General features: G+C 45.9%; 22 protein-coding genes and 1 pseudogene. 8 read left to right on the forward strand and 15 right to left on the reverse strand.

Annotated features, from left to right (window positions below; translation table 11 throughout):
- Positions 1–298: 298 nt before the first annotated feature.
- Entirely contained in the window at positions 299–2,128 is a 1,830-nt protein-coding gene (gene glmS, locus Tfer_RS13165; protein ID WP_052218803.1) for a glutamine--fructose-6-phosphate transaminase (isomerizing), read from the forward strand.
- A gap of 161 nt (positions 2,129–2,289) precedes the next feature.
- Entirely contained in the window at positions 2,290–2,463 is a 174-nt protein-coding gene (locus tag Tfer_RS16625) for a hypothetical protein (RefSeq protein WP_160315567.1), read from the forward strand.
- Between the two features lie 20 nt (positions 2,464–2,483).
- Here the strand turns inward: Tfer_RS16625 and Tfer_RS13170 are convergent, their stop codons facing one another.
- The 6 genes and pseudogenes from Tfer_RS13170 to Tfer_RS13190 all read right to left on the reverse strand — a co-directional run bounded on the left by Tfer_RS13170 (position 2,484) and on the right by Tfer_RS13190 (position 6,107).
- Positions 2,484–3,029, reverse strand: coding sequence for a PIN domain-containing protein (locus Tfer_RS13170; RefSeq protein WP_052218804.1), 546 nt, complete (start codon positions 3,027–3,029; stop codon positions 2,484–2,486).
- On the reverse strand, positions 3,001–3,771 hold the full coding sequence (locus Tfer_RS13175) for an ImmA/IrrE family metallo-endopeptidase (protein ID WP_052218805.1): 771 nt from the start codon (positions 3,769–3,771) through the stop codon (positions 3,001–3,003). The genes Tfer_RS13170 and Tfer_RS13175 overlap by 29 nt, the downstream gene beginning before the upstream one ends.
- Positions 3,772–3,775: 4 nt before the next feature.
- Positions 3,776–4,120, reverse strand: coding sequence for a helix-turn-helix domain-containing protein (locus tag Tfer_RS13180; protein ID WP_052218806.1), 345 nt, complete (start codon positions 4,118–4,120; stop codon positions 3,776–3,778).
- A gap of 631 nt (positions 4,121–4,751) precedes the next feature.
- A pseudogene (locus Tfer_RS16135) lies at positions 4,752–5,000 on the reverse strand (IS3 family transposase); the annotation flags it as partial.
- A gap of 31 nt (positions 5,001–5,031) precedes the next feature.
- Positions 5,032–5,577 (reverse strand): TVP38/TMEM64 family protein, encoded by a 546-nt coding sequence (locus Tfer_RS13185; protein ID WP_052218807.1) that lies wholly within the window; start codon positions 5,575–5,577, stop codon positions 5,032–5,034.
- Between the two features lie 140 nt (positions 5,578–5,717).
- Positions 5,718–6,107, reverse strand: a complete 390-nt coding sequence (locus tag Tfer_RS13190) for a helix-turn-helix domain-containing protein (protein WP_052218808.1) — start codon at positions 6,105–6,107, stop codon at positions 5,718–5,720.
- Positions 6,108–6,246: 139 nt separating this feature from the next.
- Between Tfer_RS13190 and Tfer_RS16140 the strand changes: the two genes are divergently transcribed.
- Together Tfer_RS16140 and Tfer_RS17170 are read left to right on the forward strand one after the other, a co-directional pair.
- Positions 6,247–6,402, forward strand: a complete 156-nt coding sequence (locus Tfer_RS16140; RefSeq protein ID WP_242843599.1) for an aspartyl-phosphate phosphatase Spo0E family protein — start codon at positions 6,247–6,249, stop codon at positions 6,400–6,402.
- On the forward strand, positions 6,403–6,840 hold the full coding sequence (locus Tfer_RS17170; RefSeq protein WP_052218809.1) for a GGDEF domain-containing protein: 438 nt from the start codon (positions 6,403–6,405) through the stop codon (positions 6,838–6,840). It begins immediately after the preceding gene.
- Between the two features lie 15 nt (positions 6,841–6,855).
- On the opposite strand, the gene bioA is transcribed toward Tfer_RS17170, so the two are convergent.
- From bioA to Tfer_RS13210, 3 genes are read right to left on the reverse strand one after another with little or no spacing between them, the layout of a single operon-like run.
- A complete protein-coding gene (gene bioA / locus Tfer_RS13200; RefSeq protein WP_052218810.1) occupies positions 6,856–8,202 on the reverse strand; it encodes an adenosylmethionine--8-amino-7-oxononanoate transaminase in 1,347 nt (448 codons plus the stop codon).
- A gap of 55 nt (positions 8,203–8,257) precedes the next feature.
- Positions 8,258–9,424: an 8-amino-7-oxononanoate synthase gene (bioF, locus tag Tfer_RS13205; RefSeq protein ID WP_052218811.1), complete on the reverse strand. Its 1,167-nt coding sequence runs from the start codon at positions 9,422–9,424 to the stop codon at positions 8,258–8,260.
- Positions 9,363–10,244, reverse strand: a complete 882-nt coding sequence (locus Tfer_RS13210; RefSeq protein WP_052218812.1) for a 6-carboxyhexanoate--CoA ligase — start codon at positions 10,242–10,244, stop codon at positions 9,363–9,365. The genes bioF and Tfer_RS13210 overlap by 62 nt, the downstream gene beginning before the upstream one ends.
- 187 nt (positions 10,245–10,431) lie before the next feature.
- Between Tfer_RS13210 and bioD the strand changes: the two genes are divergently transcribed.
- Together bioD and Tfer_RS13220 are read left to right on the forward strand one after the other, a co-directional pair.
- On the forward strand, positions 10,432–11,148 hold the full coding sequence (gene bioD, locus Tfer_RS13215; RefSeq protein WP_052218813.1) for a dethiobiotin synthase: 717 nt from the start codon (positions 10,432–10,434) through the stop codon (positions 11,146–11,148).
- Between the two features lie 8 nt (positions 11,149–11,156).
- The gene (locus Tfer_RS13220; protein WP_052218814.1) at positions 11,157–12,719 is read left to right on the forward strand and encodes an ASKHA domain-containing protein; all 1,563 of its coding nucleotides are present in this window, start codon (positions 11,157–11,159) and stop codon (positions 12,717–12,719) included.
- Positions 12,720–12,842: 123 nt separating this feature from the next.
- On the opposite strand, the gene ehuA is transcribed toward Tfer_RS13220, so the two are convergent.
- From ehuA to Tfer_RS13245, 5 genes are all read right to left on the reverse strand, one after another.
- Positions 12,843–13,607 (reverse strand): ectoine/hydroxyectoine ABC transporter ATP-binding protein EhuA, encoded by a 765-nt coding sequence (gene ehuA, locus Tfer_RS13225; protein WP_052218815.1) that lies wholly within the window; start codon positions 13,605–13,607, stop codon positions 12,843–12,845.
- A 14-nt stretch (positions 13,608–13,621) separates the two neighbouring features.
- Entirely contained in the window at positions 13,622–14,287 is a 666-nt protein-coding gene (locus Tfer_RS13230; protein WP_242843600.1) for an amino acid ABC transporter permease, read from the reverse strand.
- 172 nt (positions 14,288–14,459) lie between these two features.
- Positions 14,460–15,284 carry an amino acid ABC transporter substrate-binding protein gene (locus tag Tfer_RS13235; RefSeq protein WP_013119326.1) on the reverse strand — a complete coding sequence of 275 codons (825 nt, stop codon included), beginning with the start codon at positions 15,282–15,284 and terminating at the stop codon, positions 14,460–14,462.
- 105 nt (positions 15,285–15,389) lie between these two features.
- Positions 15,390–15,770, reverse strand: coding sequence for a DUF4363 family protein (locus Tfer_RS13240; RefSeq protein WP_013119327.1), 381 nt, complete (start codon positions 15,768–15,770; stop codon positions 15,390–15,392).
- A gap of 18 nt (positions 15,771–15,788) precedes the next feature.
- The gene (locus tag Tfer_RS13245) at positions 15,789–16,460 is read right to left on the reverse strand and encodes a YetF domain-containing protein (protein WP_013119328.1); all 672 of its coding nucleotides are present in this window, start codon (positions 16,458–16,460) and stop codon (positions 15,789–15,791) included.
- 180 nt (positions 16,461–16,640) lie between these two features.
- Here Tfer_RS13245 and Tfer_RS13250 point away from each other — a divergent pair, with 180 nt between their 5' ends.
- Positions 16,641–25,241, forward strand: coding sequence for a glycoside hydrolase family 94 protein (locus Tfer_RS13250; RefSeq protein ID WP_052218816.1), 8,601 nt, complete (start codon positions 16,641–16,643; stop codon positions 25,239–25,241).
- 63 nt (positions 25,242–25,304) lie between these two features.
- Here the strand turns inward: Tfer_RS13250 and Tfer_RS13255 are convergent, their stop codons facing one another.
- Entirely contained in the window at positions 25,305–26,012 is a 708-nt protein-coding gene (locus Tfer_RS13255; RefSeq protein WP_052218817.1) for an ATP-binding protein, read from the reverse strand.
- Between the two features lie 231 nt (positions 26,013–26,243).
- On the opposite strand from Tfer_RS13255, the gene Tfer_RS13260 reads away from it, so the two are divergent.
- Positions 26,244–26,510, forward strand: a complete 267-nt coding sequence (locus tag Tfer_RS13260; protein ID WP_052218818.1) for a hypothetical protein — start codon at positions 26,244–26,246, stop codon at positions 26,508–26,510.
- Positions 26,511–26,816: the final 306 nt, after the last annotated feature.

The following is a 26,816-nucleotide window of genomic DNA, read 5'->3' on the forward strand; positions in this document are numbered from 1 at the left end:
CCTGGCGCCTTTGGCGCCACGGGGTAAGGAGCTTTGGAAAGGGGGGATGCGGTACCATTACAGGCGGACAATTGAATAGAGGTAAAGCGCCTGAACTCAAGCCGGTGTTTTGGCCTGACGGTTTGAGTTGACGAGGAAGGGGTTTATCGAGTTATTCGGCGGGTACCCCTCGGTTGACACGACCGTTAAAGGCAGCCAAAACCGGGCAGTGATGCGCGGGACAAATGCTGCCGGGTGGAAAAGGATTTGTTGTTATGAGGTAGAATTTACGGATTGAAAACATGGGAGTGAATGTGTAATGTGTGGCATTGTTGGGTATATAGGGCCTAAGTCGGTGGTGCCCGTATTGATAGACGGCTTGAAGAAACTGGAATACCGTGGGTATGACTCGGCAGGTATTGCGGTGATAGAACAGGGTAAGGTGTTGGTGGCGAAAAGTGTTGGCAGGTTATCGAAACTGGAGGAGAAATTGGATGCTTATACGCCGGAAGCAAATATAGGCATTGGCCACACCCGTTGGGCGACGCACGGACGGCCTTCGGACGTTAATTCCCACCCCCATACGGATTGTACAGGGGTGATTGCTGTTGTGCATAACGGGATCATCGAAAATTACCTGGAGCTCAGGGAGTGGCTGGAAGCGCAGGGTCATAAATTTAAATCAGAAACTGATACGGAAGTATTGCCGCACCTGGTGGAGCATTTTTATGACGGCGACCTGGAAAAGGCCGTACAACAGGTGATTACAAAGATTGAAGGCTCTTATGCCATGGCCGTGATCAGTAAAAACGAGCCGGATAAGATTGTGGCTGCCCGGAAGGACAGCCCCCTGGTTGTAGGTCTGGGCGACGGTGAGTATTTTTTGGCTTCCGATATCCCCGCTACCCTGGCCCATACGCGAGACAACTTTATTTTAAATGACGGCGAGATTGCCGTTATTACTGCTGACGGTGTAAAAATAACCGATACGCAGGGCAATAAGATTACAAAAGAAGTATTCCATGTCCAGTGGGATGCTGTAGCTGCTGAAAAAGGCGGCTACCCGCATTTTATGCTGAAAGAAATTTATGAGCAGCCCAGGGCCATCAGGGAAACCTTCAGCAGCCGGATATCGGCTGACAATAAGCGGGTGGTATTAAACGAATTAAGTCTGACTGAAGAAGAGATTAAAGATTTACGGCACATCTTTATTGTTGCTTGCGGTACGGCTTATCATGCGGGTGTGGTAGGCAAATATGTCATTGAGGACCTGGCCCGGATTCCTGTTACCGTGGATATTGCTTCCGAGTTCCGCTACCGGAACCCGATAATTCATCCGGGCGACCTGGTTATTGTCATCAGCCAGTCCGGTGAAACTGCCGATACCCTGGCGGCTTTGCGGGAATCGAAAAAAGCGGGGGCCAGGATTTTGGCTGTTACCAACGTGGTCGGCAGCTCCGTGGCGCGGGAGGCGGACGATGTCCTGTACACCTGGGCCGGCCCGGAAATTGCCGTGGCTTCGACAAAGGCATATTCTACCCAGTTAATCGCCATGTTCCTGCTGGGCATCCATTTCGCTCAGGTACGGGGTACAATTGATGCTGCTTATGCGGAACGGCTCATCACCGGGATGCGGGAAATTCCCGACCAGGTGCAGACTATTCTTGATGATCTGGAAGACCTGCAGAGTTTCCTGAAAAAATACGCGGAATGCCAGAACACCTTCTTCCTGGGCCGTGGCCTTGATTATGCGGTGGCCATGGAAGGGTGCCTGAAGTTGAAAGAAATCTCTTATATGCATGCCGAGGCTTATGCCGCGGGGGAACTGAAGCACGGTACCCTGGCCCTGATTGTGGATGATGTGCCGGTAGTTGCGCTGGCCACCCAAACGGACCTGTACGATAAAATGGTGAGCAATATAAAAGAGGTCAAAGCGCGCGGCGCCCAGGTAATCGGGGTTACCTTTAAGGGTAATACGGAATTGCAGAAGGTTGTGGACCATGTGGTCTATATTCCGGAGACGGAAAATGTCCTGGCTCCCGTGCTGACGGTAATCCCGCTGCAACTGCTGGCCTACCATATTGCGGTGGCCAGAGGCTGCGACGTGGATAAGCCGAGGAATTTGGCGAAAAGCGTGACTGTGGAATGAAAGAAGCGCCCTGCGGGGCGCTTCAGGCTGTAGACAAAGTCAAATTAGCACGATTGAGGGGAGCTTAAATAATTCCTCCGCTCCAATATTTTCAAGCCGGTCTATAGGAGGGGTGGGTGGGGTAGCCCAGTCACCCCTCCACAAAAGCAAAGAACAATTCTATGGAAGATTTCCGTTATGCTTTCCAAAAAGCATTTATGGGCGAAGTGGTGGACAGAATGGGCCAGAATGAAAAATTCTTTATGAAAATTATCGATGACGAACAGTTTGCCGGCGCTTTGATGGAGTTGATGCTCCCTGAGGTCTATGAGAGACTGCAGAGGGTGGAAGTATAAGCTAAAGCCGGAATTAACGGTCACCTGTAAAATTTGTTTATCACATAATTGAAGTCATAATCGGGGAGCGCTCTTTTCTTTGCCTTCATTGCCTGCCATAGAGCTTGTCCTTCTTCGGTCGATATGTATTTGGCTTTCCAGTAATAATATAAAATATGTTCTGTACATATTAGAGGCGGGTGGCCGCCCTTGATATAGTCCAACACATCACTTAAGTTGTTGCTGGCCAAGGTGCCGTTGAGCGATTTGGCTAAAACTATGGCTGCTGCTTCACCACGGCCTATCCTTTTGGGATTGTCCATGGCAGTTAATTGTAAATACTCGTTTATATACGGATCTGTAACGCCGATGTCTTTTTTAGTGAAGTTTTTAGCGTTTATTTCCTTTTCAATGCTGTAAAACACATAAGGATATTTTGTTTTCTTCATCTTGCTTAACTCTCTGTAAACGGCTTCGGGGATAATGATTTGCCCTGGGAAGAGGGTGTTAATGATGTCCAAACGATTAATCCACGAAAATGAAGCAATGCAGTCGTTATCAAACACTATCGGCATCTTCAAATGCATTTTCCGCACCTTCTGATTCTTCATTATCCCCGTACAGAATGTCTGCATAGCCGCCGTCCAAAAGCAATTCTTCGTACTTCCCGTAAGTTATCCTGCCACTGTCCAAAAGGGTCTGGGCAAGCTCTGCATAATCAGAATAGATTTGTGTGCCCTTATCTTCTGTATTACGATACAGGTCAGTGTTGTAACCAAGCCGAGCGGCGTTTTTAATTATATTTTTTTTCATGGAGTCGTATTGTTTACTGGTAATCGCTCCGATACTTTTCAGGCGGATAAGCATTAGTTTATGGCTTACCTGGAAGTAGTTCTCTAAAAATATTACATCGTTTAGGGTAATCTGCTTTCCCTTAGTTCTTTTTAGGATCATATACTCAAGGGCATTGTCTGGTACCAGGAGATGAGCCGCAAAGTGGTTGGCATCGCGTTCGTTTTGGTAATTTTCTTCGAATTTATTAATGGGACAGACTCTTCCCGACATACCAAGATCATATTTAATGTGGTAAAATTCATGGGCAGCCGTAAAATACTGGTGTCCGAGGCTTCTGCTGGCATTTATTACAATAAGCCCAGCCTCTTTATTGCGCATAAAAAAGCCTGAGATATTTCCCGTTATTTTGGTTATTATCAGGGAAATGTTTTCGATGTCTTTTAACACTCTGAATATATCTACCCTGTCATATTGTCCATTCCCAAGATTTTTTCTTGTTTCTGCTGCCTTAAATTTTATTTCATCATAATTCATCTTGTCACCTCCCCAGAAGAGCTCTCATCTCGCAGAGATTACGCAAAAAAGTCTTTGCAAAAGCGACGGTTTCTAAATCTTCTTTGCAAAACTCGTCGGCTCTGAAGGCTATTTCTACTTCCGGTTCTTGTCCTTGCTCATTACCGAGAAAATAACCGACCGAATACCCATATAAACCTGCCAATTCCTGTAACAGGGTAAGGTTGATTTCCCTTGCTCCAGTTTCATAATAGGATAACTGGACCTTATTTATTCCGAGGACTTTGGCAACCTGATCCTGGGTCAAACCGCTTTTCTTTCTCGCTTCTTGAAGTTTTTCCCCAAGGTTTTTGAGTAATCTATCACTCATGCAACCCCCTCCTTAACTTATATGTTAATTTTGTATCGCATTATATTTTAATTATAACACATTTGTTACACGATTAACAATGAAATAAAGATTTTTTTATTATACAATTTTACCGAGAGGGATTTTTGGCCCTTTGGCCGTGCCTTAACCCTGCGGCGGAACATTACATTACCTTAAATCCGTGGTAAAGCAATTAAAAATCTCCTACAGTAACGATGTAAAAAACCTATAGGAACATTTTCCTGTGACTGTGGGTTTGTATATGTAAGGACAGGGCCTGATGTTACTGAAGAATGTCGGTATTGAGAAAAAAAGGGATAGGGAGATATTAGCCTGAGTAAAAGCGGTAGCCAAAGAAATGCTAAACTCTACCGAAAAACCTGAAAGGACCACCGTAAGTTTGATTGGCAGCAAGATAGGAATAAGGGGACTCCTTGAAAACATTTGGACAAGATGCCCTTCACGAAGCCGTATCTTGATTCGGTGAAGGAAAGCAGAAGGAACTTTCAATTAAGAAGGATACAGTGGGCTGGTCAGGAATTAAAAACTAGGGAGAAGTGACCTTCTCCGATAAATTAGAAACAAAGAATGGCGGGACTGCCCTGATTTTTTGTTTTTCATAATTTTTTAATTATGCTGCTTTTATGGAGTTCTTAAAGTCAAGCGGCGATTTATATCCAAGTTTTGAATGAAGGCGAACACGGTTATAAAATACCTCGATGTACTCGAATATACTTAAACGGGCTTCTGTCCTTGTTTTATACTTTGAGATAACCTTTAAGGATTTGCCGGTATTCCTTACATGCATACTGGCTACCACAGTCTGAGTGATGGATTAGACTGGCGGGGAGGGGTTATGTCTCGCTATAGCCTGTTTGAGTACTTATTGCATAATAAAAATGGACAAAGTTTCATTTTTTGGTTTTTCGCCAAAGCCGGTAAATGGCATAGACCAAAATTAATTCCAAAAGCCAGCTTTTCAGCCGGTTAATTTTCATAATTTGATAAACTGAAAAGGCTTCCAGCAACAATGCCGGTATTTTCCCCAAAGAACTGGCCACAGTAAAAGACAACACGGAAATTGTCCCCATTGAGGCTGCCAGAGTAACCAACCCGGAAGGCATCAAGGGCATAACCCTCAGTAACAATATGAGATAAACAGCCTCCCTGCCGGTACTGTTAGTCAATTTCATAAGCCGGGGATATTGCTTTAAATAGGGATGGATGACATGCTGAAGACCTTTGCGGTAAATGATAAAAGAGATTGACGCCCCTAGCGCTTCACCAATAAAGGAAATCAGCGTTCCCGGCCAGAAACCGAAGAAGGTTATGTTGGCCGCGGTGATGAAAAAGCTGGGCAATACCCCCATAATGGCAACCACTATGCTTAAAATAATACTAAGTAATACTGCTTGGCTCTGATATTCGTTAAAGAAATGCACTAACTGTTCTTCCACTGGCGGCTCCATCCCTTTTCATACACTACTTATAATATTTTACCGTAACTTAGCTTTTACGAAAACTAAAGGTAAAGAATAGAAAAGGGATAAGTGCAAAGCTCTGTAAATGCAGGGCTTATTCTACTTATCCCTTTCTTTTAATTTTTCCCTGTATAAGGAAGAATAGTTTTTATAAGTTTTTTGACTAATTCCAGTTCTTCCGGAGAACATTTGTCGAGTAAAATGTTTATCTCTTTGTATTTGTTATCCTCAACTGCTTTATAGGTATTCCGGGCATCCTGAACCTGATAGGTATCATGAACAGTTTTCCCAAAAATCAGGTAGTCTAATGATACATGCAAACATTTGGCAATTTTAAATAAAACGCGAAGACTCATTTGCCTTTCGCCGCGTTCCAATTGCCCGACATAATAATCTGAAAGCCCGATGATTTCTGCAAACTTTTCCCGTGATAGTTCGAGCTTTTCTCTTTCTTCCCGTATTCTCTGCCCGATGGCCTTGTGATCTATTTCTGACTTTTTCTTCACTTTTTTCACTCCCCACTGCCATTACTTTACCTGAATTTAAGGCGCACTAGAATTTGCTATGTGCATATATTTATTATTTGCAAAAAGCCAATATTTGATGTAAAATTATGTTTAGGTATTTTTACAGGGAGTGAACTTGGTGAATAAAAGAGATAAGATAGAAATGGCCCGGAAAATCCTTAATAATGCGGCCAATATGAATATGAGCAAGGAAATTCTTCTGAAAATCAGTCAGAAAATCGATAAATATATTGTGGAGTATTTTCGTAAAGGTGGAGGCCTAAAGGGGGATTAGATGAGAGAGAAAATGTATAAATTTGCTCCTGTTATTTTATTATCGGTCGGGCTGTTCTTATTGTTGATAACGTTTTTAGCTGACGGATATTACCAGGGCAGGCAAGGTTTTTTATGGCTGCCCATGGCAATAATCCAGACGGTGATTAGCACAATTTGCGGTATTTTAATTAAAAGATTAAACCGGGAGGCTAATACTGACGCGCTAACAGGCCTGCATAACAGGAAATATTTTTATACAAAACTGTCGGAACTGAAAACAAAAGGTCCAATTTCTCTGCTTCTAATAGATCTGGACAATTTTAAGAGTATAAATGATACATACGGGCATATAGTAGGTGATCAGGTATTACAGCAATTTGCCGAAATTTTACGAAGGAATACAAGAAAAGACGATGTAATTGCCCGAAAGAATTATATTGCTATTCATATTTCCTGAAAGTCATAGAACTATCTATAAACCAAAATATTCATTTATAGACTGACAGGCTATTTTGACCATGAACCTGATATCTTTTTCTTCTACAACATAAGGTGGCATGAAATAGATGACATTTCCCAAGGGGCGCAGGAGAACTCCTTTTTTAACAGCTATCTTATATATCTGGTAGCCCACACGCTTTTTCCAATCAAAGCCTTTCCCGGTTTCTTTGTCTTCTACCAGTTCTAATGCTCCAACCATACCCAATTGTCTAAACTCGCCTACATATGGGTGATCATCAAAAGCGTCCCTGACTATATCACTGATAAGCTTTGATTTTTCTTTATTTTTCTCTAAAACATTTTCCTCTTCAAAAATGTTTAAGGTTTCACAGGCAGCGGCACAGGCTAACGGGTTGCCGGTATAGCTATGGCTGTGCAAAAAAGCCTTTAGTTCTGTATACTCACAGTAAAAAGCATCATAAATTTCATCGGTTACGACAACCAGGGATAAGGGTAAGTATCCTGCCGTGATCCCTTTAGATAAACACATGATATCAGGACTTACACCGGCATGTTCACAGGCAAACATTTTACCTGTCCGGCCAAAGCCTACTGCAATCTCATCGGCAATAAAATGGATATCATATTTATCACAGAGTTTCCTCAGCTTTTTCAGATAAACCGGTGGGTAAATTTTCATTCCTGCCGCACACTGGATGAGGGGTTCTATAATAACACCACAGATTTCTTCATGTTTTTTTCCTGCCAGCTTCTCCATATGTTCAAAACATTCAGCGCTACAGGTATCCCGTTCATTACCATAAGGGCAGCGGTAACAATCAGGGCCTTTAGCTTTATAGGTTTGTAGTAAAAGTGGTTTATAAATCTTACTGTATAAATCGATATCTCCTACAGAAAGGGAGCCAAGAGTCTCACCATGGTAAGCATCGGTAATTGCTACAAATTTGGTTTTTTTAGCATTACCTGTTTGCTGATGATACTGAAAGCTGAGTTTTAGGGCAGCTTCTACTGCCGAAGAACCGTTGTCGGCAAAAAATACTTTATTTAATCCAGGGGGAGTTATTTGCACTATCCGTTCTGCTAATTCTATAGCAGGTTCATGGGAGAAATTAGCGAAAATAACATGCTCTAATTTTTCTAACTGTCTTTTCAGAGCCTGATTTATCCTCTCGTTGCTGTGGCCAAAAAGATTAACCCACCAGCTTGAGACGGCATCCAGGTAAGAATTACCTTCCACATCTATTAAATAAGGACCTTTCCCCCGTTCAATAACAATGGGGGGGAAGTCTTCATAGTCTTTCATCTGAGAACATGGATGCCATATGTATTGTAAATCCTTTTTTTGCAGTTCATTCATAATAAAACAACTCCTTGTTATTCATTGGTCTGCTCTTTTCTTAAGATATCTTTTCTTAAGATATAATCTTCAATTTTTTCCCTATTTCCTGGATTTTTGTTAAAACATGGTTTATATCTTCCAGGGAATGGGTTGCCATTAAAGTCAGCCTTAAACGGCTGGTCCCCTGAGGTACAGTGGGTGGTCTGATAGCAGGGATAAAAATACCCTCTTCTAATAATTGTTTGCTAAACTCAACTGCTTTTTCTGCATCACCAATTATGATAGGAATGATGGGGGTTTGACTCGTCAATACTTGAAAACCGATTTTCTGCAGCCGGTTCTGTAACCACTGGGCTTTTATTAATAATCCTTTTCTTTTTTCCGGTTCTTTCTCAATTATTTCTAATGCCTTTAAGGCTACAGCTATTATCCCCGGCGATAAGGCAGTGGTATAGATAAAGCTCCGGGCTTTATTCCGGAGAAAATCGATTAGATATTGCTTACCGGCTATAAATCCACCTTCACCGGCTAAAGCTTTGCTTAAGGTACCCATTTGAATGTCTATCTTATCTTTCAGGCCGAAGTACTCCGGCGTCCCTGAGCCTGTTTTTCCCAAAATACCTGTTGCATGGGCATCATCAACCATTGTCAGTAAATTGTTTTTTGCAGCAATTTCCACTATTTCCGGTAGAGGTGCTATATCTCCATCCATGCTGAATACACCGTCGGTTACGATTATACCGGGATAACCTTTGTATTCCTTTACTTTTTTAGCTAAATCCCCCATGTCACAGTGCTTGTAAACAATTGTCCGCGCTCTGCTCAAACGACAGCCGTCAATAATACTGGCATGATTTAATTCATCACTGAAAATAACCCAGTCTTTATCGGTAAGACCTGTGATAGCTCCTAAGTTTGCCATATATCCGGTGTTAAAGACCAAAGCCCCTTCCATGCCTTTAAATTGGGCCAGTTTTTTTTCCAGTTCTCTATGTAATTCGTAGCTGCCGGTTGTCAATCTGGACCCTCCCGAGCCCACTCCATATCTGTTTATGGCAGCAATAGCCGCTTCTTTTAACCTTTTATCAACACATAACCCCAGGTAACTGTTAGAAGCCATCAAGATTACCTTTTTTCCGTCTATTACCGTATGGGGGCCCTGGGCAGCGCTTAAATACTTAAACTCCCTGTATAACCCCTTTTCTTTTATTTCTTGCAAAGCTGCAGTTATTCTCTCCATATCCAATCTCCTTTAAAAACTCAGTTAAGGTATAATTCCCCCGGTAAGGGCTCAGTTCATTTACAATTGTTACTTGCTTTTCCAGCCAGAACAGGCATTGTTCTAAAGACGCCAGGCTTTTGTCAAAACAAAATACCCTGCCGCCTTTCTTAACCCCCAGGGGTTTTAAATTGGTAAACCTGACATAGCCTAACTTTTTAGAAGCTACATAACCCGCAGTATAATCAGGGTCATCTGACCAGCAGATTTCAGCAACTATTCCCGGCGCCCGGCTAACTTTACTGGCTAAGGCCAGCGCTTCCTTAACGTGAGTATTATTTATGCCTTCTCTGGCAAGCAAATCATTCAACTGGGGCACAATATTTTGTTCCCAATCCATGCCGGTAGCCCTAACCCCCCTCTCAAAATCAGGCTCTATTCTTTCCAGGGAATTAATCTCAACGAGCATAGCGCCCCTCATAGCCGGACTCTCTTCTAAATAGGATAGAATTGTTTTTGCCTGGTAAAAAGATAGGCCTATGTTTTCCAGAATTTTTATTAAGCCTTTTCGCCCTGCCCGATAATCATTAACCTTAACCGTAATTATCGGTAAGGATGGGATATAGGCAATGTCATTCATTTTAATTTCTTCCAAAGAGATATTAATAAAATCGGCTTGCCCTTTACTGTGATAAATTGCCCGGTCTAGAAGGTCAGAAACAATATCTTTAATATTCTCCCCGGAGACAATTCTCTCTGCTCCCGAAATATGCTGGCCGCCTTTTTCATGCCTGCCGCCTTTAGCTGCCCGCATTTTGATGTTGTAAAGTTTTTCCCGCATAGTACACATCTCTCCCAAGTGTTGCATTTTAAAATTCATTTGTTAACCCATTTTTTGCAAATAGTTAACTAAATTATATAGTTCAATTTACTCTTTGGTCAACCCATATTTTGCGATGGGTTGACAAATCGGTGGTAAATTAACTAAGATATACATATGTTTCACACCAAAAAATGGAGGGACAGAAATGGCTAAAGGTTTTTTCATTATCGGCACCGATACCGGGGTAGGAAAAACTTTTGTTACCGCAGGATTAACAGGGGCCTTACGGGAAAGGGGAATTGACGCCGTACCCTATAAACCTGTTCAGAGTGGAGCAGTTGCCGGTGAAGACGGTTTGCGGGCTCCAGATGTGGAATTCTATAAAAAGGTTGCTGATTTACCTGATGATAAGTTTAATACATATTCCCTTGTGCCTCCTCTGGCTCCCAGTTTAGCGGCGGAGCTAAGCCAGGTATCCATAGAGATAGACAAAATAAAAGAGGATTTCGTAAGCTTGTGTGTAAAATACCAAATAGTAATTGTCGAGGGGGCCGGTGGCCTTTTTGTTCCCTTAAAAGGTACGGGCTTCTTATTACCTGACTTAATCAAAGAATTCAATTTACCGGTTATCATTGTCGCCAGACCTGATTTGGGAACTATTAACCATACTGTTCTTACTGTCAGGTGTGCAGAGCAATTGGGCTTGAAAATCAAGGGAATAATTTATAATGGATTTGATATAAACAATTTAACCCTGTCGGAAAAAACCAATCCTGAAATAATCGAAAAGATGACCAATATACCTACTTTAGGTAAAATACCAAAGGGAAAAGATATTGATATTGATACCTGCCAAATAGGCAACACCTTGGAATTGATAAAGAACAATGTAGATTTTGATTTATTACTTAATAATACGTAGGTGATAATATGCAAACTATTTTAGATTATGGACAGAGAAACAAAGTAGAGTTAAATCCACTGGCCCAAAGGTATACTGTAAAAATTAAAATGCCGGGCTTAACAGACAATCAGGGTGATGTGGACCGGTTGCGCCGTTATTTGCCGGAATCCCTCAAGGGAGTGCATATTCCTCTTGAAGTGATGAGGAAACTGCCATCTGTATTCCTGGAAGGGGATTGGCAGGTTTCGGTTATTGTGGCCCAGGCAAAAGAAAACCCCTGGGTAATTGACATAGAACCGGAGGTTGGCAAAGGCAACTATTACGGGTTGGCTCTGGACATTGGGACTACCACCACCGTACTTTACCTTGTGGACCTAGCTTCAGGAGAAGTCCTGGGCAATGTTTCCTCTTATAATGGACAGGTAAAATACGGTGACGACATATTAACGAGGATTTACCTGGGCAGCACAGAAAACGGAAGGGAAAAACTTCGCCAGGCTGTCCTTGAGACTATCAACGGGCAGATACAGCAGGTAGTTTCTGAACACAATGTGGAACAGAACAAGATTTATGCCATGGTGGTTGCCGGAAATACCACCATGATTCATCTTTTCCTGGGACTGGACCCGGCAAACATATGCCGTGAACCGTATATTCCGGTAGTTAACAGCCCCGGCATTCTAAAGGCTATCGAAGTGGGTGTGGCTATCAACCCTTTAGCCCCTCTCTATTGTTTACCGAATGTGGGCAGTTATGTCGGAGGTGATGTGATTGCCGGTTTATTGGTAAGCGGAATGCATCAGAAACCCGAATTATCTCTTCTGGTTGACATCGGGACCAACGGCGAAATGGTTTTGGGCAACAACGAGTGGCTGGTGACTTGTGCCGGTGCGGCCGGGCCGGCCTTGGAAGGTGGCGCTGCTGAGCATGGAATGCGGGCAGAAGCCGGTGCTATTTACAAAGTAAGTATTGATCCGGCAACGCTTCAAACTGATTATAGAGTAATCGGTTCCGTTAAGCCCAGGGGTATTTGCGGTTCGGGGTTAATCGATTGCATGGCTCAGATGCTGGTAGCAGGTATTATTGACCGTTCAGGCCGGTTTAATGATGATTCCGGTGCATTTGTGATTGCCGGCGCCCAGGAAACGGCGACGGGACAGGATATAGTTGTTTCCCAGAAGGATATTCGCAGCCTTTTAAAAACCAAGGCCGCTGTTACGGCGGCAGTGGAGGTATTAATGGAAGGGGTAGGCTGTTCTTTTAAAGAGCTGGAAAAATTTTATGCCGCCGGAGCCTTTGGTGCATACATAGACCCGGAATCTGCCATAACGATTGGATTGTACCCGGACATTCCCCGGCAAAATATTATTTCCCTTGGTAACAGCTCTCTTGAAGGCGCCAGACTTGCCCTGCTGTCAAGGGAGAAAATTGATGAAGCTGAGACCTTGGCCAAAAGTATTACTTATTTTGAGCTGAATAACAACCGGGAATTTATGAAAAAGTTTACATCGGGACTTTTCCTGCCTCATATGGACCTGAACAGATACCCTAGTGTCAAGAAAAAACTACAAAACGTTAGTTTTGTATGAGAAAAACCGGGGAGTCAAGCCCCGGTTTTTTGACCTATACCATCTGCCGGTATTCATTTAACACTTTATCAATAAGTAACGACCAGCTCTGGGCGGTGATGGGGTATGAGATATCCATATCAATCAGGCGCTGGAAAAGTTGCGCAAAAATGCCCTGATTCTTTCGTTTGAAGGATTATCTATCAGTTCCCGGGGGTTTCCCTGCTCCACGATTTGGCCCTTGTCCATAAAAATTACCCTGTCCGCCACATCGCGGGCAAAATTCATTTCATGGGTTACCACCACCATGGTCATGTGTTCCGCTGCCAGGACCCGCATGACTTTTAAAACCTCGCCCGTAAGTTCGGGGTCCAATGCTGATGTGGGTTCATCAAAAAACAATATGTCAGGTTTCATGGCCAGGGCTCTGGCGATAGCCACACGCTGGCTTTGCCCTCCTGAAAGCTGGTAAGGATAGGCATCGGCCTTATCGCTCAGGCCCATCTTTTCCAGTAATTCCATAGCCAGGTCCCTGGCTTTGCTGCGGTCCATGCCTGCCACGTGAACCGGCGCCTCCGTTATGTTCTGCAGAACGGAAAAGTGGGGGAAAAGGTTAAAGTTTTGAAACACCATACCGAGGCGAAGCCTGATCTTACGGAGATGTGCTTCAGGGGCATAAAGCACTTTTCCCTCCCCGGTGGTATCGGCCATGACTTCTCCCCCGACTACAATAGTGCCGCGGTCAATTTTTTCCAGCAGATTAAGGCAGCGCAGCACAGTACTCTTCCCCGAGCCTGAGGGACCTATGACAGCTACCACTTCTCCCTTTTTCACCTCAAAAGAAACACCGGACAGCACTTCTTTGCCGTCATAGCTTTTGTGTAAGTTATGAACCTTGAGCATCTGCATTATTTTTATTCCTCCTACCTGTAATAACCCAGTCTTCTTTCAAGGGTATGAAAAACCTTTTCTACCGCCCAATTCATGATCAGGTAGAACAAGCCGGCCACGAAAATAGGTGTAGTGGAAAAAATTCTTGAAGATTCGTTCTTGGCAACCCTGAATAGTTCGGAGATGCCAAGGACCGTAACCAGGGCAGTATCCTTTACCAGGGTAATAACCTCGTTGCTGACAGGGGGCAGGATCCTTTTTATTACCTGAGGCAGGATTATTCTGACAAAAGTCTGTGTCCTGGTAAAGCCCAGCACGGCTGCGGCTTCATATTGTCCCCGGGGTATGGACAGGATGCCACCCCTGTATATTTCCGCAAAATAGGCGGCATAGTTCAGGGAAAAGGCGATGACGGCCGCAATAAACCGGTCCAGGCTGAAACCTGGGAAAATGTAAGACGGTGTAAAATAAACGAACCAGATTTGTAAAAGTAATGGAGTTCCGCGCATTACAGAAATATACCACTTGATGGGGTTGCTTATCCATTTTTTTGTGGACAGCCTGCCAATAGCTACCAGCAGTCCCAGGGGCAGGGAAAACAGCAGGGTGAGGAAAAAAATCTGCAATGACGTCAGCGCCCCCCCGGCGAGGAGGCCAATCAGGTTCAAGAAACTCGCCAAATCCATGTCCGTAAACATTTTATCTGACTCCTTTTACCGTTTATTTGTCCGGTTTATTTTATTTATCCCATTTTATTTGTCCTTTTCATTGTAATTAGAAAAACAAAAAAAGACAAGGGCCGGTGTCTTCCCGGCACCGGCCCCTGTGAAGGCTTGGTTGATTCAGAAGGTATTAAGGCGCACCAATTGGTTATTTTCCAACAGTGGTAATGTCTTTACCGAACCACTTGGTAGAAATCTCGGCCAGCTTGCCGTCTTTGGCCATAGCTTCGAGGGTTCTCTGAATCTTTTCCATCAGTTGTTTATCATTTTTGCGGAAGCCAATTCCGTATTCTTCGCTGGCCAGCGCTTCATCCAGCACTTTATAGCCCTTGTTTTTCATGGTGATGTAGTAACGGGCCACTATTTCGTCCATAAGGACGGCATCTATGCCGCCTTTTTCAAGGTCCATGAGGGCAGTCATGTTGTCATCAAATTCAACAACTTCACCAAGTTTAGCCTTGAAATCCTTTGCTCCCGCCAGGGCGTCAGCGGCGCTTGAACCTGCCTGCAGGCCCAGTTTCTTACCGGCCAGGTCGGCAAGATTGGTAAAATTGGAATTATTCATGACAATAATTACCTGGCGGTTTTTCATATAAGGTTTGGAGAAAAGGACATTTTGCTTACGATCTTCGGTAATAGTAAAACCGTTCCAGATAGCATCGATGTTTCCTGTGTTGAGTTCCTGTTCCTTGGCATCCCAGTTAATGGGCTGTAACTTGAGTTTGACGCCGAGGCGGGAGGTAACCTCCTTGGCGACATCCACGTCGAAGCCAACAATCTCACCTTTTTCATCCCTGAAACCCATAGGAGGGAAATTCTCATCAAGCCCCAGTACGAATTCTCCTTTTTCCTTTACCTTTTCCCAGGAGGGATCACTTGCCTGGGAGGAGGAAGGGGAGGAACCGCCGCAACCGGACAGAACCAATACTGCTGCCAGCAAAAGTAGGAGCGCCGTTAGAATGTACTTTTTCATCAGAACATCGTCCTTTCCCTGAAAGTTGTAAAATTTTTAGAGTTAACTACACTTGTTATTTTACTTTAAAACTTCACTTTAGTAAAGCATTAATCCAATGTTCGTTTAAAGGATATTTTTAAGGTTTAATGCCTCTTTTTCAGGGATATGTTTAAGCAGTAATTTGAGTTCTCCCAATTCTGCCAGAAGTTCGGGTTTTTCTCTGGTGTCCATATAATTTTTTAATCTGGCCATACTCATGTTGATGCTGTCCAGTTCCTGGTGGTCTATAAATACTGCCCAATTGGAACTGGTCCTGTCCCAGGACGATTTCAGTTTACTGAAGCCCTGTTCCGCCTGTTGCCAATTCCTGGCCCGGAGGTGTTTTTCCATTACCTGGATATGAGCCATAAGGTCATCGGTGGTATTGTTAATGTAATTATAGGTAAAAGTCGAAAACCCAACGAGTATTGCAAAGACAACCAGGGTAGCGACAAATGTTTTCACGGTGCAAACCTCCCAAGTTTATGATTTTTTCTGATAATATAAATTGCCCTGCGTGTCAAGAGAGGCAAAAAGGACCTGTTTTGGGTCCGCAATACCAAAGCTGTTCAACTGCTGTTTTAACCATGCGACATCGAGGTTTAGTTTTGCAAGGTTTTTATACATTATTTCGCCGTCCACAATCAACGTGTAAGGCAGACCTTCGTATTTAGTTGGCAGATTCATATCTTCCGGAACAATCGGCCGTTTTTGCGATTTTGGTATGACACTTAACTGCCCGCTGGTTTCCAGAATGGCAAATTCCACATCCGAGATATTTGGTACATTTTTAACCCTTAGTTGTTCTAACAGGTCGTTAATGTTATACCGCAACCTCGCCAGTTCTTTCTCCTTAATTTTACCGTTTTCTATAAGTACGCTGGGAGTGCCGCAGATTACTGCCCGGGCGCGGCTGCTCTTGAGTGAAATATAAGATAAAACTACCTGGGCCATTAAAAGTGTTAAAATAGGAGTTATTCCGTTTAGCAACGGGATGCCGGTGTTTTCCATCGGGATGGCGGCAAGTTCGGACAGCATAATTGCTATGACCAGCTCATATGGCTGAAGCTGGCCAATTTCCCGTTTCCCCATAATGCGCATGGCAGTGGCGACAAATACAAAAAGTATAAGGGTTCGTATAATTACTATCAGCATAGAATACCTCCTTTGTGTTATATGGGAATTATAACCATTCAGAAGCAATTTTAATCGTATACTTTAAAAAGCTCCAGGGTACTATAAGAATTGAAAAACCCACCAATTGGTGGGTTTTTCAGCCACAAAGGGGGGCATAATAAGTTAGGACAAAAAATCAGGTAATGGTGATTTTATAAAATGAGCACTATAAACGGAGTAGAGAAGATGGAAATGAACAATAAACTACTTGGTCCCGAAGACATAGAAAAACACGCGGCGGAAATTGCCAAAAGCCATCTGGTACAGGAAAAGGCCAGGTTTCCGAGATGGTTAATGACCCGGATTGGGAGCAAATATAAACATATCCTGGAAGTTTACAAAACCATCGACAGGGAGACAGGCGGAGGAATACCTTCGTCTTCTACGGCAGAGTGGCTCCTGGATAATTTTTATGTTATTGAAGAACAGGTAAAAGACATTAAACACGCTCTTGCCAGGAAACCCTATTTCCGGCTGCCAGCGCTTAAGAATGACCAAATGAAAGGCTATCCCAGGATATATGCCCTGGCTTTGGAGTTAGTCAATCATACGGACGGAATGATTGACGAAAAAACCCTGATGAATTTTGTCAGGGCTTACCAATCCCGCCAGCCGCTTTCCATGAGTGAGTTGTGGGCTATGGCAGTTATGCTCAGAATCGCACTGATAGAAAAAATCAGCCACATTTGTGACCAGTTAGGTGCGTATTATAGGCAGCGGTATGAGGCGCGCCGCACGGCCGACCTGATCGTCGGCGCTGTAGACAAGGGTGACAACGAGGTTCGGAGAGTAATCAATGAACAAATAGGCAATAAACCGGACGTCTACCCTTCTTTCATTGAACTTCTGGTCCAAATGCTCAGAAAGCAGGGGAGGAAGACGGCGGCTGCAGTGGGATATCTTGATGAGAAACTTACAGAAAAGGGGTCTTCTTTAGAAAAGTTGATCAGTCTGGAACACCGGATGCAGGCGGCCAGACAGGTTTCCATGGGTAATTCCATAACCAGTCTGCGCATGATAGCGGCTATAGACTGGAATGAGATTTTTGAATCCTTGAGTCAGGTGGAAGAGATTTTAAGACAGGACCCGGCCGGGATTTATAACCGGATGGATTTTGAGTCAAGGGACCATTACCGGCACATCATCGAAAAGATGGCCCAGTTTTATAACATTTCAGAGATTGAAGTTGCCCAAAAAGCATTGAGCTGTGCGCAGGAGGCGCCGGCGGAAGATAACGAGGGGCCGGTGCGGCATGTTGGTTACTACCTGGTCAGCGCCGGCAGAAAAAAGTTGGAAAGGCAAATTGGTATTAAACCCGGGGGGCTTAAGGCTGCCTTGAATTTTTTTAAACGATATCCTTATGCCGTTTATTTTGGGTCTATCGCTCTGATTACCCTGGCCATTATGGCCTTAATCTTAACGTATGCTGCCGGTCAGGGGGGCGTGTCGCCTCTGGTGTTTTTTGTAACGGGGCTTGTTCTGTTAATACCTGTAAGTGATATTGCCATTAATATTGTAAATTTTACCGTCAGCCATATCTATGCGCCGACTGTGTTGCCAAAATTAGAGTTGAAAGACGGTATTCCCGAAGAAAACAGTACCATGGTGATTATTCCAACCCTCCTGCCTGATGCAAAGAGGGTGCGGGAACTTTTAGAGAAGCTGGAAGTTTATTACCAAGCCAATAAGGAAAATAATCTTTATTTCACCCTGGTGGGCGATTTTAAGGACGCCGATTCACCTGATACGCCAGATGACCCTGTAATCGTTGAAACGGCGTTAGAGGGGATCAAAAAATTAAACCTGCGCTATGCCAAAGACAGGCCTGTTTTCTATTATTTCCACAGGGAGCGGCGGTTTAATGAAGCTCAGAACCAGTGGATGGGCTGGGAACGGAAGAGAGGAGCGATTATTGAGTTTAATGACCTGTTAAGGGGGGCTCAGGATACCAGTTTCACGATATGCAGTTGTGACCCGGGCCAAATACCTGCTGTCAAGTATGTCATTACCCTTGATGCCGATACGAGTCTCCCCATGGGCGCTGCCAAAAGACTGATCGGAACCATGGCCCATCCCCTGAATAAACCGGTAATTGACGCGGAAAAAGGAATTGTCATTAAAGGACACGGATTGTTGCAGCCGCGAATCGGGGTAAGTATTGACAGCGCCAATAAGACCCTTTTTTCCAGAATTTTTGCCGGGCAGGGGGGTATTGACCCTTATACTACGGCTGTTTCTGATGTGTATCAGGACCTCTTCGGGGAAGGAATTTTTACTGGAAAAGGGATTTATGAGCTGGATACTTTCCAAAAGGTACTCAAAGAGGCTATACCTGAAAACAGTGTATTAAGCCATGACCTTTTGGAGGGCAGTTACGTAAGGGCGGGGTTGGTTACCGATATCGAATTAATTGACGGTTACCCGGCCCGCTACAATTCCTTTTCCATGCGACAGCACCGCTGGGTCAGGGGAGACTGGCAGTTAATCCCCTGGTTAGCGGCCAGGGTAAAAGACAGGCGGGGAAAGTGGAGGAAAAATCCTCTTTCGCCATTGTCCAAATGGAAAATATTTGATAACCTGCGCAGAAGCCTGTTAAACCCCGCCTTGTTTGTGTTGATTTCTCTGGGCTTTGCCGCCCTGCCCGGCAATAGCCTGGTTTGGCTGGGATTAGCCATTGTTACTGTAACTTTTCCTACGGTAACCTATTTAATGGGCGGTATTTTGGCCAGGAATTACCACCTGGTAGAGGGAGGCAAGGGCCAGACTGTCATTACTGGGGTTAGGGCCAGTTTGTACCAGGCCATCCTCCAGTTTATCTTTATACCTTACCAGGCTTATTTGATGGCTGATGCTATAGTGAGAACCTTAGCCCGCGTCCTTGTTACAAGAAAAAATCTGCTGGAGTGGATTCCGGCAGCGGATCTGGAAGCTTTGCTGAGAAATGATTTGGTTACTTTTTACAGAAAAATGGGTATTTCTCCTTTAATGGGTTTGGCAGTCCTGGCGCTGGCGCTGGTGCGGCCCAGTACTTTTCCGGAAGTAATTGTGGCAGCTGCACTCTTTGGTGTGTGGGCCGGCGCGCCTTACGTGGCCTTTCGGGTCAGCCAGGATTACGCAACCAGAGTTGATCCGTTAAACGAGCGCGAAAAGTCTGAACTGCGCAGGCTGGCGAGAAAAACCTGGGCATATTTCGAAGACTTGGCGACGGCTGAGGAGAATTTCCTGCCACCGGATAATTTTCAGGTTGATCCGCCTAATGGAAAGGCCCGCCGGACCTCGCCGACCAATATAGGGTTGCTCCTGGCTTCCATATTGGCGGCACGTGATTTTGGTTATCTGGGTACGGCCGGGATGTTAGAAAAGCTGAATGCCACAATATCCACGGTGGAAAAAATGGAGAAGTGGGAAGGGCATCTCTATAACTGGTATGACACGGAAAACCTTCGGGTTTTAAGACCCAGGTATGTTTCTACCGTGGACAGCGGCAATTTTGTCGGTTATCTCATGGTGGTGGAAGAAGGATTGAGGGAATACCTCAATAAATCCCTGGCGGACCCTGTTCTTGCCCAGGGACTCCTCGACACCATCAGAATTTTTAATGAAGAACTGAATGACAGGGATTTGGCTATCAGTACAGAAGTGCTGGAGGCATACCTGGCTGCCGATAAACATGACCTACAGAACTGGCTGGCCATATTAGACGGCATGGTGGCCCAGTTGACGGCAGACGATAAACGGGAAAAGGTGCAGGCTTCCCCATGGGGCCGGAAGCTTCTGGCCATGGTGTATTCTTTTAAAAAAGAAGCAGCCCTTTCAGTTGACAGTATATATGAACAGGCTGTGGATTTAATGAAAAGGATCCGGGCGCTGGTGGAAAACACCAGATTTCTTCCATTGTATGACCCCAAGAGACAGCTTTTCTCTATCGGATACAACGTGGAAGAAGGCATGCAGACCAAATCTTACTATGACCTGCTGGCTTCGGAAGCCAGGCTGGCAAGTTATATTGCCATTGCCCGGGGGGAAATTGACAAAAAACACTGGTTCAGGTTAGGCCGGAAGCTTACCCGGGTGGACGGTCACAAAGGCCTTGTTTCCTGGGCAGGCACCATGTTTGAGTATTTTATGCCCCTGCTGGTAATGAAGAATTATGAAAACTCGCTGCTGGACGCAACTTATTCCTTTGTAGTGAAGGTGCAAAAAAAATACGGGCAGAAGCGTAAAATACCGTGGGGAATTTCTGAATCAGCTTATTATGCGTTCGATATTGATTTAAATTATCAATATAAAGCCTTTGGTGTGCCTGAACTTGGATTTAAAAGGGGACTCGGCAACGAACTGGTAGTGGCTCCCTATGCTACGGCGCTGGCCCTGACCACTGACCCCAAAGGAGCTGTCGAAAATATATTAACCCTAAAAAAAGAGGGAATGGACGGGGAATACGGTTTTTACGAGGCCATAGACTATACTCCCGCCAGGGCCGGACGGCACGGTAGAAGCTCTATTGTCAGGAGTTTTATGGCCCATCACCAGGGGATGAGCATATTAGCATTAAACAATTATTTTCACGACAATATAATGCAGAAGCGTTTTCACGCCAATCCGGTCATCAGGTCGGCTGAGCTCCTTTTGCAGGAGAGAATGCCCTTAAAGGTAGTTATCACCAAGGAACACCGGGAAGCATATCAGCCCCTGAAAAGAAAAGTGCAGGATGAACCGGAAGTTGTCAGGAAATACGGGGTTCCGGCAGGAGAACTGCCCAATGTTCACCTGCTTGCCAACGGAAGTTACTCAGTCATGGTGACTGACGGCGGCTCGGGTTACAGCAAAAATAACGATATGGCCGTGGCCAGATGGTGGGAAAGCTTGCGCGGCCACAGTTCGGGTTTCTTTATCTATATACAGAACATCAACTCCAATAATGTATGGTCGGCTACCTACGAGCCTTACAATATTGAACCTGAGGAATACAGGGTTGTTTTTTCGCCGGACAAGGCAGAATTTATCAGGAAAGACGGAAATATAGAGACGCATACGCAAATCGTGGTCTCACCGGAAGACAATGCCGAAATCAGGACAGTAACTTTAACCAATAACAGCCGGTACAGCAGGGTTGTGGAAGTAACCAGTTACCTGGAAGTGGTATTGACCCATCCGGATGCTGATTTGGCCCATCCGGCTTTCAGCAACCTTTTTGTAACAACAGAATTTCTGCCTCAATATGAATGCCTGTTGGCTGTTCGGAGACCCAGAAACGCGCGGCAAAAACCTGTATTTGCCGTGCATACCGTTGTTGTTGAAGGAGAGGTTATCGGCGACCTGCAGTACGAGACTGACCGGGCCAGGTTTATTGGCCGGAACCGGAGCTTGAATAATCCTCTGGCCATGGATGTTGACCAGCCTTTATCCAATACCGTGGGGGCCGTGCTTGACCCGGTCATGAGTTTGCGCAGAAGGGTCAGGATTGAGCCGGGGCACTCGGTGAGAATTACTTATACCCTGGGAGTAGCCGATAGCCGGCAGGATGCCCTTAAACTGGCCGATAAATACCGGGATCCCAAAGTGATAGAGCGGGCCTTTGAACTGGCCTGGAACCGCAGCCGGATTGAAGCAGACTACCTGGATATTAAAGCCAGGGATATGGAGGTTTACCTGAATATGGTTCCCTCCATTCTGTTTCCCGGACCGGCAAGGCGCAAATATGGGGAACATATTGCCCGGAACAAAAAGGGTCAGCCCGGTTTATGGCCCTTTGGGATTTCAGGGGATATCCCCATTGTTCTGGTGCATGTTGATGATAAAGAGCAGACTGACCTGGTTTACCAGGTCCTGAAGGCCCATGAATTCTGGCGGATGAAAGGCCTGAAGGTAGATGTGGTTTTCCTGGCGGAAGATGAAAGGGGCTATGTCCAGCCCCTGCAGGAAAGGATCAGAGAAGCTATTTTTGCCAGCCATGCCCGGGATATGATGAACCGGCCGGGCGGGGTTTACCTGATTAACGGTAACGTAATGGCTGATGAGGAAAAAGACCTTGTTTATACTGCGGCCAGGTTGATACTGAAAGGTGATGCCGGGACTATTGAAGAGCAGTTGGCCTGGGAAGAAAACCGGGCGCCTGTTCCAAAGTTGAGTACCGTAAATATTGACCGGGGAAGAGCAGATAGGGAAATGAAGGTCCCTGCGGTTCCGCCAATTGATGCGGACCAACTCCTGTTTTATAACGGGATCGGCGGTTTCAGCCAGGACGGCAGGGAGTACGTTATTCTTCTGCGGGAAGGGCAATATACTCCGGCTCCCTGGATTAACGTAATTGCCAACCCTGGCTTTGGTTTTAATATCACAGAGGTGGGAGCAGGGTATACCTGGGCGGAGAACAGCCGGGAAAACAAACTGACTCCCTGGTATAATGACCCGGTAACGGATCTGGCAGGGGAAGTGTTCTACCTCCGGGACGAACAGACGGGAGATTACTGGAGCATTACTCCGATGCCGATCCGGGAACGGGAAGATTACCTTATCCGGCACGGCAAGGGGTATACTTCCTTTGAGCATACTAGCCACGGTATTAAGCAGGAATTGACAGCATTTGTGGCTTTGGAGGACCCGGTAAAGATTTGCCTGGTCCGGCTCCAAAACCTGTCCGCAGTTTCCAGGGAAGTATCGGTAACTTACTATATACGCCCGGTGCTGGGAGTCAATGAAAAGATTAATGTTCCCTATCTCGTTACACAGAGTGACGGTAAAAAAGGTATCTTGCTGATTACCAACCCGTATAACTCTGATTTTCCGGGACGCCTTGTTTTTATGGATACTTCTGAGGTTGAACGGACTTTTACCGGGGACGACAAGGAATTTACAGGGGTTAACGGTACTCTGGAACGGCCGGCCGCTCTGGAACGGGAAAGGCTTTCCGGAACTGTGGGAGCCGGTTTACTGCCCTGCGGGGCCATGCAGGTGAAGGTATCCCTGGGGCCGGAGGAATCCAGAGAAGTTGTTTTCCTCCTGGGCCAGGGCCGAGATTTGGCGGAAGTAACGGCCATTGCCGATAAATACAGCAGTGTAGATGCAGCCCGGGCGGAATTGGCCAGGGTCAGGGCCTTTTGGCTTGAAAAACTGGAGGTTATCCAGGTTTCAACTCCCGATAAGTCCATGGATATACTTTTAAACAGTTGGTTACAGTACCAGGTTGTATCCTGCCGTTTATGGTCCAGAGCCGCTTTTTACCAGTCAGGCGGGGCTTACGGGTTCAGGGACCAGTTGCAGGATGTGATGGCATTGGTCTATACCTGGCCGGAGCTGACCAGACAACAGATACTGCTCCACGCGGCCCATCAATTTGTGGAAGGCGATGTGCAGCACTGGTGGCACCCAGGGGTTAACAAGGGAATCCGGACCAGGTATTCCGATGATTTTCTGTGGCTGCCTTATGTAACGGCCGATTATATAGAATGTACCGGCGACCGGTCAATCCTCGATGAAACAGTGGGTTTTCTGGAAGACGACCCTCTGCCGGCAGATGAGGATGAAAAGTACAACATTCCGCGGGTTTCGGGAGAAAAGGATACAGTTTATAATCACTGCATCAGGGCTATTGAAAATGCCCTGAAATTCGGTGAACGCGGGCTCCCGCTGATGGGTTCGGGCGACTGGAACGACGGCATGAACACCGTCGGCAACAAAGGCAAAGGGGAAAGTGTCTGGCTGGGCTGGTTCATTTATACCGTATTGCAAAGGTTTATACCCGTTTGTCTGGCCCAAAGTGACGAAAAGAGGGCGCAAAAATATGCGGCTGTAGCTGATAATCTGGCCGAAGCTATCGAGAAAAATGGCTGGGACGGCAGTTGGTACCGGAGGGCCTATTTTGATGACGGTACCCCGTTGGGTTCGGCCGCCAATACGGAATGTAAAATTGACTCTATTGCCCAGTCCTGGTCCGTCATTTCAGGAATAGGCAAACCCCACCGGGCCGAGGAAGCCATGCAGGCTGTCGAAAAGTATCTGGTTGACCGGGAAGCCGGTATTATCAAACTCCTTACACCGCCCTTTAACGAGGGATATCTGGAGCCCGGGTATATCAAAGGGTATGTGCCGGGGGTCAGGGAAAACGGGGGCCAGTATACCCATGCGGCTGTATGGACAATTTTGGCCTTTGCCAAACTGGGTCAGGGAGATAAGGCAGGGGAATTGTTTCATCTGATTAACCCCATCAACCATACCCGTACGACCATTGAAGCCATGCGGTACAAGGCCGAGCCCTATGTGGTGGCTGCCGATGTTTATGCCGCCCATCCCAATGCCGGACGGGGCGGGTGGTCCTGGTACACGGGCGCTGCCGGCTGGATGTATCGGGTAGGGATCGAGCATATCCTGGGTATTAAAAAAGTCGGTGCTAACCTATATTTTGACCCGTGTATACCCAAAAAATGGCCGGAATTCCAGGTACAGTACCGGCTGTCCAAAACTTTATACCGGATTCATGTCTGCAACCCCGAGGGGATAAACAAGGGAGTCAAGACGGTAATGGTTGACGGTCAGCAGGTTCCGGAAGGATACATTCCTCTGGTTGACGACGGACAAGAGCATATAGTGGAAGTCATTATGGGGAAAACGGAAGAGAACCGGAATCCGCGGAGAAAGTTGGTGGAAACTGATGTGGCCGGGTGGCAGGCAGCTTTACGAAAAACCCCCGCACCGGCTGCCGCGGCGGCGCAGCGTAATGATGGGTCGAAATGGTCAACAAAATACGTTGAAAACCCCTGAGATTAATACCTCAGGGGTTTTTTCGCAGAATCCGTATTAGGATGTGATTATAAAGTTTTGCTTTTAGCCGGCTAAAACTTTACCGTCAGTGTTTATAGTGACTACGTTGAGCGCGATATCTTTGCCGCTGTTTACCACGGCCTGCCGGACCATGTTTACCAAACTGCCACAGCAGGGGACGGTCATCCTGGCCACGGTAATGCTTTTTATTGTGTGTAGCCTGAACATCTGTGTGAGCTTTTCCGCATAATCCACATTATCCAGTTTCGGGCAGCCAATGAGGGTGATGCGGTTTTTCATAAAATCCTGATGAAAATTGGCATAAGCGTAAGCAGAACAGTCAGCCGCAATTAACAGGTCCGCATTGTCAAGAAATGGGGCGTTGACGGGGACCAGCTTAATCTGGCAGGGCCACTGGCCAAGTTGTGATGCTACCGGAGTCCCGGAGGAACAAGAACAATCCTGGGATTTTTCCAGCACCCTGACGGAACTGCCCGGGCAACCGCAGGCCAATGTTTCGGGTTGGAGGGCCTGGGTTTCCATATGCTTTTTCACGGCTTCCTCATCAAAGGCTGCCGCTTCTCTTTCAACAATGCTGATGGCGCCGGCGGGGCACTCGGGCAGGCAGGCCCCCAGGCCATCACAGTAAGCGTCTGATACAAGCCGGGCTTTGCCGTTAACCAATTGCAGAGCCCCTTCATGGCAGGCACTGATACAAAGGCCGCACCCGGTACACTTGTCTTCATTTATCTCCACGATTTTTCTAAGCATTTTCCTCAACCTCACTTATGATTATTTTTACTGTAAACACATTATAAACCACCGATTAGCAAAAAAACAGTGAGGTTCATCACAGGTGCACAGGGCTTTTGGTCACCAAAGATGTCGAAAAATGCCGGAAAAAGGCGAGCAATAAGCGATGCCAATGGCAGGGGACAGCCCATCAGAAGTGGTATTAGAATAATTAAGCCAGAAACCAACCGTCGAAAGAAGGGGATAACTATGATCTGTCCCAAGTGTGGACACCCGAATAGTGACCGGGCGGTAGAGTGCCGGAAGTGTTTTTATAAGTTTAGAGGCCTAGACCTGTCTCATCTGGATCCGGGGAGGAGAGACCCGTGGGCTTTATCCGGTGTATTGCGGAATATAGCACGGAACAGCGCTAATCCTACGAAAGCCATGATTATCTATATTGGATTGCTACTTATTTTTTTGGCCGGTGTGGTGCCGGTGATTGTGATGCAGGTGTTGCAGCACCAAGCTCAGTAGTAGCGGAGAAACCTCACTAAACCTTCGCCTACCCTTTAATCAGGCCTTTTATAAAATGATGCCGCTGCACTAGTGAAGCAACCGTTGCTCCGAGGCTATGCCTCCCCATCTAAGGAGGGGTGGAGGGGTTCTCCGCTACCTGGGAGCTTGGTGCTGCAAACCCTGGCCGTTCAGGCAGCGTTCCCGAACTCGATGGCTCATATAGCATTTCTCAAAAGCTAGGCCGCCTCCCGTCCGGTCACTCAGCATATGTTGCGTGCCGCAGATAGGAAAAGGGGAGGTTAAATGATTCCTCCGCTCCGGGCG

The sequence above is a fragment of the Thermincola ferriacetica genome, assembly GCF_001263415.1.
Lineage (GTDB): Bacteria > Bacillota > Thermincolia > Thermincolales > Thermincolaceae > Thermincola > Thermincola ferriacetica.

What these genes read in the sequence shown, in the direction of transcription:
- glmS (WP_052218803.1), top strand. Translation starts at nt 299, where the DNA reads ATGTGTGGCATTGTTGGGTATATAGGGCCTAAGTCGGTGGTGCCCGTA.
- Tfer_RS16625 (WP_160315567.1), top strand. Translation starts at nt 2,290, where the DNA reads ATGGAAGATTTCCGTTATGCTTTCCAAAAAGCATTTATGGGCGAAGTG.
- Tfer_RS13170 (WP_052218804.1), bottom strand. Translation starts at nt 3,029, where the DNA reads ATGCATTTGAAGATGCCGATAGTGTTTGATAACGACTGCATTGCTTCA.
- Tfer_RS13175 (WP_052218805.1), bottom strand. Translation starts at nt 3,771, where the DNA reads ATGAATTATGATGAAATAAAATTTAAGGCAGCAGAAACAAGAAAAAAT.
- Tfer_RS13180 (WP_052218806.1), bottom strand. Translation starts at nt 4,120, where the DNA reads ATGAGTGATAGATTACTCAAAAACCTTGGGGAAAAACTTCAAGAAGCG.
- Tfer_RS17170 (WP_052218809.1), top strand. Translation starts at nt 6,403, where the DNA reads ATGAGAGAGAAAATGTATAAATTTGCTCCTGTTATTTTATTATCGGTC.
- bioA (WP_052218810.1), bottom strand. Translation starts at nt 8,202, where the DNA reads ATGAATGAACTGCAAAAAAAGGATTTACAATACATATGGCATCCATGT.
- bioF (WP_052218811.1), bottom strand. Translation starts at nt 9,424, where the DNA reads ATGGAGAGAATAACTGCAGCTTTGCAAGAAATAAAAGAAAAGGGGTTA.
- Tfer_RS13210 (WP_052218812.1), bottom strand. Translation starts at nt 10,244, where the DNA reads ATGCGGGAAAAACTTTACAACATCAAAATGCGGGCAGCTAAAGGCGGC.
- bioD (WP_052218813.1), top strand. Translation starts at nt 10,432, where the DNA reads ATGGCTAAAGGTTTTTTCATTATCGGCACCGATACCGGGGTAGGAAAA.
- Tfer_RS13220 (WP_052218814.1), top strand. Translation starts at nt 11,157, where the DNA reads ATGCAAACTATTTTAGATTATGGACAGAGAAACAAAGTAGAGTTAAAT.
- ehuA (WP_052218815.1), bottom strand. Translation starts at nt 13,607, where the DNA reads ATGCAGATGCTCAAGGTTCATAACTTACACAAAAGCTATGACGGCAAA.
- Tfer_RS13230 (WP_242843600.1), bottom strand. Translation starts at nt 14,287, where the DNA reads ATGTTTACGGACATGGATTTGGCGAGTTTCTTGAACCTGATTGGCCTC.
- Tfer_RS13235 (WP_013119326.1), bottom strand. Translation starts at nt 15,284, where the DNA reads ATGAAAAAGTACATTCTAACGGCGCTCCTACTTTTGCTGGCAGCAGTA.
- Tfer_RS13245 (WP_013119328.1), bottom strand. Translation starts at nt 16,460, where the DNA reads ATGCTGATAGTAATTATACGAACCCTTATACTTTTTGTATTTGTCGCC.
- Tfer_RS13250 (WP_052218816.1), top strand. Translation starts at nt 16,641, where the DNA reads ATGAGCACTATAAACGGAGTAGAGAAGATGGAAATGAACAATAAACTA.
- Tfer_RS13255 (WP_052218817.1), bottom strand. Translation starts at nt 26,012, where the DNA reads ATGCTTAGAAAAATCGTGGAGATAAATGAAGACAAGTGTACCGGGTGC.
- Tfer_RS13260 (WP_052218818.1), top strand. Translation starts at nt 26,244, where the DNA reads ATGATCTGTCCCAAGTGTGGACACCCGAATAGTGACCGGGCGGTAGAG.